Here is a 10,325-nt window from a genome sequence, read left to right as displayed (position 1 = left end):
AAGAATTGCTTTTGATGTTAATTTTATTAATGATTAGTGCATTCATTCCATTCTTGGGAACAGTTGTACCATTTTTTGTCATTTGGAGGAATCATAAGAATCACACGCTACACAAAATAATTTTATTAATCAGCATTGTAATTATCTTATTTAGTCTATATAGTTCTTACATTATCATTAACGATACTTTGTTTATGCCCGGAACAACAACTGTTCAGAAAATTAAATAACAGTCGTAGTTAGTTTACCTTTGCTAAGATGTGTTTTTAATCCAACATGTTTGAGCGAACCACCAGTTTTCCGAGTTAAATGTAAAATCACAGTTCTCTTGTTAGGTCTTGAAACATATTCATGTGTCAAGTGTCCCAGTATGGCACGATATTTCACCTTTTTCACCGATTTAATTTGACTATGACTTACAACAACCTCATAACTATGACTTACAACAACCTCATAACTGGCATGCCAAGATCCTCTAGTTGTATGGGCTACTTTATAAATAGAACTTGCTGACACATTATTAACCCCCATCAACTCAAACATTACCAAAAATCCTAAAAATATTCTTTTCATTAAAAAAACCACCTTTCTCTCACAAACTTAAGAGAAAGGTGATAAAAATATAAGAAGGCAAAGCGTTACATGAAGAAGGTAAAATGTTACATTCCTCATTTTGTCGTAAAAAAACTCACAAAAACACAAAAATCGATAAATAAGGGACAGAAAATCAAAATTAGATTTTCCGTCCCTTATTTATTTAAAAAACATTTAATTTTAGTACTTAATGCCTTCATCCACATCATCCAAAGGCACGATAATCATGGCATTCTTACGATAGACATTGACGTGATGAATGTCATGAGCCTTCAGCATATCAACTGCATTTTCGTAATTCCGCATATACTGCGTAGTATCATGCGCATCGGAGCCAATGGTAAACCGTTTGCCACCAAGTTGTTTATAAATTTCAAGGGCATAGTCATATAAACCGATGTTATGGTACTTATACATGCTAGTGGTGTTCAACTCAAAGGCCATATTATAACGTACAGCGAGTTTTAAAATGTTAGCCAACAACACTCCGGCCGTTGTTTCAAACATTCCTGAAGTTAAATTAAGTTGGCGTACACCATAGTCAAAATGAGCTAAGACATCAGCATCATGGAACGCATTAATTCCTTTCCACATCAAACGATAATACTGGTCAGCAACCTTCAATGGATCCATCTGCGAAACCATGCTGTCATCAAAATCATAATCAGGTCCCCGATGGAAACTCAAAAGCTTAATATCAAAGTCATGTTTTTTCAAATACGATTTGATATCTTTTTCGCGTCCAGCAAAATAGCCAATTTCCACACCTTTAAAAATGTGTTTGCCCGTGTCTTCTTCCAAACGGTGAATCTCGCGTGAATAAGCATCATAGTCAAATAAGTCATCACCATCTTTGTCATCAGCATCCTTAAAATCTAGATGTTCTGTACTGACAAAATTATCTCCTGCAAGTTTCAAGTACGCCGCCATTTTTTCATCTGAATCAAATGAAAAATCTGTATGTACATGTTGATCATAATAATCCATAGAAAAACTCATCTCACTTATCGTTTATTTTGACTAGTTTTTTAAAATAGCCATGATGATACAAATCTTGTTTTAAATCTGCTAACGTGAAACGATGATAAAATGCACGATACTGGTCATCTGCTAACGTAAACAGATCCGTCAACGTTTCTGACATGTTACTAGAAATTTGATCTGTTTTGTTAATTCCTTCAGATCTGCCGGTAATAAAACGGGCATAGCTTAAAGTCGGTGGAATTGTGACATCATATAACTCACCAACGTTAATATCTGCTAACGCTTTTTTCAGCTGATAGCCACCGTTTTTCCCTACTGTTCCCTCAATATAACCTCTTTTATGGAGGACTGATAGAATATTGCGAATAACCACCGCATTCAGATCTAAAGAAGCGGCCAATTCTCGGCTAGCAATCTTACGAGGGCTGTTTGCTTCCAAGTAAAATAAACTGTGTACCGCAACTGAAAAATCCAATTTCATTCGATCGGGCCCCCTTGTCATGTTTACACATACATTTTAACACAATTATCAGTTTTCTAGGGGGTAACGGTGACCAAAACAGCCATTAAAAGTACGAATTTAAGTTGCTTCAAGCTCTTTATCTCATACATGTAATAGGCGTTTTGTTAATTGGCCTGAATTGCACGGTAAACGGCACCGATGATGCCAGCATCATTTCGTAATTTGGCCGGTTTCACTTCCGCAAAGGTCAAATCACGTACATCGCTATTCCGAGATTTCAAATCTGCAATCTTCGCTTGGAGACCTTCCATAAATTGTGAATTAGCAGAAATACCACCACCAATTAGTACAATTTCTGGATCCAAAGCCACCATTAGGTTAATAATTCCTTTCGCTAGCGCTGTGTAGAAGAAGTCTAAACTTTCTAAAGCAAGTTTATCTTTTTTATCAGCCAGCTCATAAATTACACGAGCATCGGTAACCTCTGGCTTATCGCTATGATGATTATAGTAGTTCAAGAGGCCAAACACCGTCGCTCCGGTAAAACTCAAACTATTCAATTCTAGGTGCTGATCATTATCCACATTCATAACCGACATCATTCCTAGTTCGCCAGCCATACCGTGGCCGCCGCGATAGATCTGATCGTTAATAATTAGACCACCGCCAATACCGGTACCGACAACCATGCAATAGTAATTGTGAAATCCAACCGCATTACCTTTCCACTGCTCCGCAAATGCCGCAGCGTTCGCATCGTTTTCCACCGTTGTTTTGATATCCGTACGTTTTTCGATTTCCTCTTTCAAATTAATTCCAAAGAAATCCTTAATTGCGCCTCCTGTTGTCATGAATCCATCTTTTTGAACAATCCCTGGTGCACTCACCCCGATGGCCGTAATTGGCTTTTCAGATTTAAACTGACTCACAATCGTTTCGATGTTTTGAAGAATCTCTTCACCTTTAATACTCGTTTTGACACTATCTTTTTCAATAATTTTACCTGTTTCATCTACTAATCCACATTTAATGGTTGTCCCACCAATGTCTAAACCAATATAATATTTCATTTTCCTAACTCCCTCGTATTATTTTTTATGTATGAAAAAGGATCGAGCCAAAACAAGCAGATGATCGCCCGTTTATAGTTCAGATCCCTTTTTAAACGATCTTGTGATTTAGTACTTAGAATGATTTTGTGGATCCGAGATGCTATTTTCGACTGCTTAAGTTCGTATTTTGATTACTTTGAACTTTTATAGCTGAAACGTGTTAAAGAGAGCAACTTCCTCCGCTTAGCTACGATAGTCAAACGATTCCTAACCCGAATCATTCGACTATCTATGCTAATGCTCAGAAGTTACCGCTCTCTTGAACACTCTATCTCAGATCTTCCCCATTACTAGCAATCACTTTCTTATACCAGTCAAATGAGTCCTTCTTCGAACGATTCAACGTTCCCTTACCATCATCATCCTTATCCACATAGATAAAGCCATAACGCTTAGACATTTGGCCCGTTCCTGCCGAAACCAAATCAATACAACCCCATGGCGTATAACCCATCAGATCCACACCATCCAGCTCTACCGCTTTTTCCATCTCAGCAATATGCGCACGCAAGTAGTCCACTCGATATGGATCGTGAATACTGCCGTCATCCTCAACCTTATCACGCGCACCCAAACCATTTTCAACAATAAACAATGGCAAATGATACCGATCCGTCAACCAATTCAATGAATAACGCAGTCCCACTGGATCAATTGGCCAGTCCCATTCACTAGTTTCCAATGTTGTATTCTTTGTCACAGGTTCCTCTGGGTTAATATCGCCATCTAAATCAATGCCATCTGCCTTCACAGTCATCGAATTGTAGTAACTTAAACCGATATAATCCACAGTACCCTGTTTCAAAATTTCGCGATCCTCATCAGTAATATCTTGACGATAACCTTTACGTTGCAAATAAGTCTCCACGTTATTTGGATAAACCCCATTTGCATGCACATCTGAGAACCAATAGCGGCGTTGCATCATGCGCTCTGCTAACATAATATTCTTAGGATCCGCATTCAGTGGATAAATTGGCGTCATATTAATCATGCACCCAATTTCGAAATCGGGATTAATTTCATGACCCAACTTAACAGCTTTAGCGCTAGCCACCAATTCATAGTGAGCTGCTTGGTACATTGTTGCTTCGCGGTCTTCCTTCTTCACGTTATTAAATAGAATTCCAGAATTTGTTGCTACCGCAAATTCACTGTTAAAATCGCTTTGATTATCGATTTCATTAAATGTCATCCAATATTTAACTTTGTTCTTGTAACGCTTAAAGCAGACTTCCGCAAAATTCGTGTAGAAATCAATCACCTTACGATTGGCAAAACCACCGTATTCTTTAATGAGATGATATGGCATCTCAAAATGGGCCAATGTGATAACTGGTTCAATGCCATATTTATGACATTCATCAAATAAATCATCATAAAATCTCAGTCCTGCTTCGTTAGGCTTATCTTCATCACCATTTGGAAAAATTCTGGTCCAAGCAATGGAGGTTCGGAAACATTTGAAGCCCATTTCAGCAAAAAGCTTCACATCTTCTTTATAACGATGGTAAAAATCAATGCCTTCATGATTAGGATAGTTTTTCCCTGGCAAAACACCGTCCGTGATTTCACGTGGAACACCATTGGCGCCCGCTGTCATCACATCTGCGACACTAACACCCTTGCCAACCGCCTTCAAGTTGATGAGCGGCAACTGCACCGCCCCATAGAAAACCATCCTTTAATTTACTCATGTTTTATGAACTCCTCTCATTTTGTAATAACGTACAATTCAAGTATAACTCACTTTGAAAACGTTTTACTAAAAATTGTTTGTTTACATTCACTTTCATAAAAAAGTCTATTCACTTTGATTTTCATCGCCATAAATAGACTTTTAAGTTTAACTAATTAGTCTGTTGCATGTTCTGTTGTTGCAGCAGCTTCAGCTTCTTTGGTATGAGCTTCTGAATCTACAGCAGCCTGTTCTTGACCATACAAGATTTGATCTTGTTTGTGAGCAAAAGGCCAGTAAACGAAGAACGAAAGTACCAACACAATTGCTTGCCAAATCATCATCTTCCAGCCACCAACTAGTAAACCAGAAATAATTGGTGGAGTGGTCCATGGAACTTGAACACCAGTGAAGTATGGAATAACACCTAATTTAATTAACCAATATGTGGAGCCCATTGAAATTGCAGGCATAAACATAAATGGTAGAAGTAAAATTGGGTTCATAACAACCGGAACACCGAACAAAACAGGTTCGTTAATGTTGAAGATTCCTGGCAGAAATGACAAACGACCAATACTCTTCATCTGAACTGATTTGGCAAAAAATGCCATAAAGAAAACTAATCCAATCGTCATACCAGAACCAGTAACCGTACCAAATTGATCAAGTAATGATTGAACAAAGACATGGCCACCATTTGCAGCATTAACAACCCCATGTGCTTTGAGAATTGCAGCATTTGATAAACTGTTTGCAGTTAAAATTGGAGTCATAATACCACTGACAATAACCGCACCATGAACACCAAAGAACCAGAAAAATGGAATCAATAGTGAAATGATAAGGACACCACCAAATGAATCTGTCATCCCTTGTAATGGGGTCTGAATAGTTTGGTAAATCCATTGAGTCATTGTTGTATGTGCTGTGGCATCAAATAAGATATAAACGATTAACCAACCAGTAATAATGACAAACGCAGGAATCAAAGCAACGAAAGATTCTGCAACTGCTGGTGGAACCTGATCTGGTAATTTGATAGTAATATGATTCTTGATAAACCAAGAATAAATCCAACCAGTTAATAACCCAATAATGATAGCAGCGATCATTCCTTGACCACCAAGCCAAGTACGATCAATAAATCCTGTTAACATTGTAGGAGCTTGAGTAGCTGAAACAACTGTTTTACCAGCAGCATTCATAACAGCTGTAGTAGGACTCATAACTAAGAAGAAACTTACCAAAGCCGTCATCCCGGCTGGTAGTGGTTCAAAGCCATCATCTTTTACCCAGTTATAAGCAATTCCGACTACAGCGAAAATTGCTAAAACACCGAATGAAGCATTATAGGCTTGCGTCCAATAAGGAGTTAAACCTGTTGAATTCATCCAATTAGCAATTGGCGGCCATGGAAATGCACTTAACAGTAAGAAGATTGATCCAACCATAATAAATGGCAAACTGACTAACATACCATTCTTTAAGGCTGTGATCGCTTTGGTATTAACAAACTTCATAATTGGGGGCAAAAGTTTGTTGTTAATCCAATCATTCATAAAACACCTCAAATAATAATTGCTTACGACAAAAACCAATAAAATAAATAATAATCAATAAATCTTCGGCCAAAGATTATCTAACATGAAGCGCTTTCAACAAACCCATTATAAACTTAACAAACCCCCGTGTATACCGTGTTTCTCAAATAAAAAACATGTTCCAAATAAGGTTGTTGTACCTCGTTTGGAACATGTTTCTTAATATTTGCTAGTCTGTTACATACCAGTAAGTTATACCTGTTTTACTGCTTCATTAATTGGTGTTTCCCCTTCACTAATCGCAAATTCTTTTTTGATTGTGTTGTCATTATGCAAGGCACTGACAATTGTTTCAGCAACATCTTCACGGGCAATTTTGCCCTTTGTTTGGTCTAAAATGAGACCACCTTTACCGGCATCATTTGTTAATACTCCCGGTTTGATGATTGTGTAATCCAAACTAGTTTCATCTTTAAGATAAAGATCGGCATAATGCTTAGCCACATAATAAGGCTGAATAGCTGTCCAACGAGTCCGGTCTTCAGCATTCATCGCACTCACAATCACAAATCGTTTGATTCCCGCCTTTTGTGTGGCTTCCATACTCTTAACCGCACCATCTAGGTCAATAAGTAGTGTTTGATCATCACCGGTTTTACCACCAGATCCAGCGCTAAAAACGACTGCATCCACACCAGCTAACACTTTTGCCATTTCATCAGGTTGTTCTGTTAGATCGAACAACTGAGTTGCTGCCCCTTGATCTTCAAAAAAGTCACGTTGTTTGGCATCTCGAATACCAGCCACAACTTCATCTCCCCGATCAAGCAACTGTGCTACCAATAGTTTTCCAATTTGTCCATGGGCCCCAATTACAAATACTTTCATGAAATTACCTCCGTTTAATTAAATATACGTAACGTTTCAATTCTATAAATTCACACTAACATTTTCGCGTGGTATGTTGAACTAAAAGCCCTTGAAAGGTCGTTAACATGAAAAAAATCTTAATTCGCGTTTTCATTTTACTTGTCGCTGTTTTTGCCGGCTGTCTTTTTTACATTAATCATCGTGAGGCACCTTTAAATCACGTGAACGTTTCCCAATCAGACACGGCCACTATCTTAATTCCAGGATATAAGGGTGGCCAACACACTTTTAATGGGATGATTCGGCGCCTTAATCGCAAAAATCTGGCGCACGCTGCTCTACAGGTCAATATTGATTCTAACGGCCAAGCGCATTTTAAAAAAGTCGGTTCCTTAACACAAAATCCATTAATTCAGCTGACTTTTACTGACGACACAAATCCTCAAAAACAGATGCAAACTTTACCGGCCTTCATGAAGGAACTAAAAACTGTTTATCACATCAAAAATGTAGACTTCATCGCTCATTCAATGGGTGGTAGCGTGGTGTTAGCTTATTTGGAAAATAAACAAGTTCAAACTAGTCAATATCCCACCATCAAAAAGTTTGTCGCCATTGGTACTCCGTTTGGCTATATCACCCCAACCAATAGTTTAGCAACTGCTGCTGATAATCTTCCTAAAAACCTCCAGATATTGAATATTGGTGGCAATTTGAACCACACGGACTCTGATACTGCCGTCCCACTTAAAAGCAACAAAGCGTTGGCAGCCGTTGTAACCGATCACGTTGCCAGTTATCGCCACGTCACCATTTCAGGCAATCGTTTCGTAACTCAGCACAGTGCCCTCCATGAAAATCCAAACGTTGATAAGTTGGTTGCAGAATTTTTGTGGAAATAGTTGGTCCTTCAAATGCAATTAATAAATTTCAATATCCACAACTTGAGGCATTGTTTCCAATACCGCGGTTAGTTTCTCCATATCAGTCGGTCCTTCAGATTGAACTGCTAAATGAACAACTGTAACTTCATCCGTTCTTCGTACATGCATACTTGTGACTTCAACATCTTCGGCCTGAAGTCGCTTTTGAATGATGGAGATATGATGATCACCGGGTTTCACCTGTAATCTTATCTCGTTGGTATTTGGCAATCGAAGCCAGCTCAAGTTTCGATGTAACATCACTTGTGTCCCTAGCACTAATAAAGCAGAAATGATTCCCACAACGTACATTCGCGCTCCAATTGCCATGCCAATTCCAGCTGTCGTCCATAAGCCAGTGGCCGTTGTCAAGCCGTTCACATCTTCATGTTTCACGATGATTGTCCCGGCACCAATAAACCCAATTCCACTCACGATCTGTGCAGCAATTCGTGAAGGATCCAATTCAAATCCTTTGTTACCAAGGACATCCATGAAACCATACTTTGACACGATCATCATCAACGCTGCACCCACAGCAATAATGATGTGGGTTCGTAACCCAGCAGTTTTGGCACGTGCATCACGTTCATAGCCAATCGCAAAACCACATGCGCCAGCAATTAATACCCGCAAAATTAAGTCAAGCTGTGTTGTCACATTCATTTAAAGCCTTACCTCCCCTAAATTTTAATATTAAAAAACAGGATCCTCTGTATTAATTATACAGTCGATCCTGTTTACACTTTAATGATTTGATTATTTATTTGCCGATGCTATCCACAAACGCTTCGACTTCTTGACGAGTTTTGCGGTCACCGTTAACAAAACGGCCGAGTTCTTCACCATTGTCTAAGGCGATGAAACTTGGAATTCCCATAACGCCGAATTTTTGCGCAATCTTGATATTAGCATCGCGATCTACTGTAATCCAATCGTACTGATCGTATTCAGCTTCAATTTCAGGCATTACTGGCTTAATGAATGCACAGTCAGGGCACCATCCAGCCGTAAAAAATAGCATCTTCTTACCAGTTTTAATCGCATCAAGGATTTCTTGATCCGTTAATTGTTGTTCTTGTGCATCCATAATAATTCCTCCCGTAAATTTAAACTTTAGTTGTCAAACACTTACTTTTTATAAGTCTTTGAACAATGAGTTAATTGTATCATATTCTTCTTTGGATAGGGTAACTTTTTGCGCACCTGCGTTTGCCTCAACCTGTTTAGCCTGTTTGGCGCCCGGAATAACCACTGTGACGTCTGGATTTTTAATATACCATGCTAACGCAATTTGGGCAATGGTTGCCTGATATTTATCAGCAATCGGTTGTACTTTTTGAACCTGTTTGATAATTTTGGCAAAACGCTCACCACGAAAATCCGGGTTACTATGCCGAATGTCATCCGAAGCAAATGAAACTACGCTGGAATACTTTCCAGTTAATAAACCAGATGCCAATGGGAAAAACGGTACAAACGAAATGTTATTAGCTTTCAAATAAGGCATCAATTCTTTTTCTGCATCCCGATGAATCAAGCTATATTGATTTTCCACAATATCAACTAACCCGTCTTTATTGGCTTCTTTAACCTGATCAAGGCTCACATTTGAAATCCCAATCGCTTTAATTTTACCTTCTTGTCGTTTTTCATCTAAAGCTTTAACTGCTTCGTTTAACGGTGTTTTACCATCTGGAAAATGAATATAGAAAATATCAATATAACTCGTTTTCAAACGTTTAAGTGCATCCTCGACAGCCTGTTTTAAAAACTCAGGTGAATTATCTAGTTGATCGGGATGTCCTGGCGTTTGTGCAGCCTTGGTTGCAATCACAATTTTTTTACGATCATAGCCCTGAATTGCCTGACCAATTAACTCTTCCGAACGGCCGAATCCATAGGCATAGGCTGTGTCTAGAAAGTTGATTCCGTTATTCAAAGCCGTTTTAACAATTTTAACTCCCTCAGCGTCATTTAAATTAGGGAATAAATTATGTCCACCAACCGCATTGGTTCCTAAGCCAAGTGGTGTTCCCAACACATCTGTTTTACCAATTTTTACTTTTTCTACCATTACTTGCCTCCTATATAGACTTAATCACATCTTCCATTCTGAACGCCATTCATTAAAAAAGCATATAATTTGGCTCAAAT

10 protein-coding genes and 2 pseudogenes are annotated in these 10,325 nt (G+C 38.5%); 2 read left to right on the top strand and 10 right to left on the bottom strand.

Features of this window, described 5'->3' with window-relative positions:
• Positions 1-230, top strand: a pseudogene (locus PPA04_RS09630) (hypothetical protein); the annotation flags it as partial.
• Here PPA04_RS09630 and PPA04_RS02800 read toward each other — a convergent pair.
• From PPA04_RS02800 to PPA04_RS02770, 7 genes and pseudogenes are all read right to left on the bottom strand, one after another.
• The gene (locus tag PPA04_RS02800; RefSeq protein WP_057783030.1) at positions 223-573 is read right to left on the bottom strand and encodes a DUF5626 family protein; all 351 of its coding nucleotides are present in this window, start codon (positions 571-573) and stop codon (positions 223-225) included. The pseudogene PPA04_RS09630 and the gene PPA04_RS02800 overlap by 8 nt on opposite strands.
• A 201-nt stretch (positions 574-774) precedes the next feature.
• A complete protein-coding gene (locus PPA04_RS02795; RefSeq protein ID WP_057783028.1) occupies positions 775-1,581 on the bottom strand; it encodes a PHP domain-containing protein in 807 nt (268 codons plus the stop codon).
• Between the two features lie 13 nt (positions 1,582-1,594).
• Positions 1,595-2,059 (bottom strand): RrF2 family transcriptional regulator, encoded by a 465-nt coding sequence (locus PPA04_RS02790; protein WP_057783026.1) that lies wholly within the window; start codon positions 2,057-2,059, stop codon positions 1,595-1,597.
• 146 nt (positions 2,060-2,205) lie between these two features.
• Positions 2,206-3,111, bottom strand: a complete 906-nt coding sequence (locus tag PPA04_RS02785; RefSeq protein ID WP_057783023.1) for an ROK family protein — start codon at positions 3,109-3,111, stop codon at positions 2,206-2,208.
• Between the two features lie 310 nt (positions 3,112-3,421).
• A pseudogene (locus tag PPA04_RS02780) lies at positions 3,422-4,850 on the bottom strand (6-phospho-beta-glucosidase).
• Positions 4,851-5,007: 157 nt separating this feature from the next.
• The gene (locus tag PPA04_RS02775) at positions 5,008-6,393 is read right to left on the bottom strand and encodes a PTS sugar transporter subunit IIC (protein WP_057783021.1); all 1,386 of its coding nucleotides are present in this window, start codon (positions 6,391-6,393) and stop codon (positions 5,008-5,010) included.
• Between the two features lie 234 nt (positions 6,394-6,627).
• Complete coding sequence (locus PPA04_RS02770; protein ID WP_057783020.1) at positions 6,628-7,263, bottom strand: SDR family oxidoreductase; 636 nt, start codon at positions 7,261-7,263, stop codon at positions 6,628-6,630.
• 107 nt (positions 7,264-7,370) lie between these two features.
• On the opposite strand from PPA04_RS02770, the gene PPA04_RS02765 reads away from it, so the two are divergent.
• Positions 7,371-8,147, top strand: a complete 777-nt coding sequence (locus PPA04_RS02765) for an alpha/beta hydrolase (protein ID WP_057783018.1) — start codon at positions 7,371-7,373, stop codon at positions 8,145-8,147.
• 18 nt (positions 8,148-8,165) lie between these two features.
• On the opposite strand, the gene PPA04_RS02760 is transcribed toward PPA04_RS02765, so the two are convergent.
• The 3 genes from PPA04_RS02760 to PPA04_RS02750 all read right to left on the bottom strand — a co-directional run bounded on the left by PPA04_RS02760 (position 8,166) and on the right by PPA04_RS02750 (position 10,245).
• A complete protein-coding gene (locus tag PPA04_RS02760) occupies positions 8,166-8,834 on the bottom strand; it encodes an MgtC/SapB family protein (protein WP_057783015.1) in 669 nt (222 codons plus the stop codon).
• Between the two features lie 97 nt (positions 8,835-8,931).
• On the bottom strand, positions 8,932-9,258 hold the full coding sequence (locus tag PPA04_RS02755; protein ID WP_057783013.1) for a thioredoxin family protein: 327 nt from the start codon (positions 9,256-9,258) through the stop codon (positions 8,932-8,934).
• Positions 9,259-9,306: 48 nt separating this feature from the next.
• Positions 9,307-10,245 (bottom strand): aldo/keto reductase, encoded by a 939-nt coding sequence (locus PPA04_RS02750; RefSeq protein ID WP_057783011.1) that lies wholly within the window; start codon positions 10,243-10,245, stop codon positions 9,307-9,309.
• Positions 10,246-10,325: the final 80 nt, after the last annotated feature.

Source organism: Pediococcus parvulus (genome assembly GCF_007990205.1).
Taxonomy (GTDB): domain Bacteria; phylum Bacillota; class Bacilli; order Lactobacillales; family Lactobacillaceae; genus Pediococcus; species Pediococcus parvulus.
The sequence above is the reverse complement of the archived record's forward strand: the minus strand, read 5'-3'. Positions and strand labels throughout refer to the sequence as shown.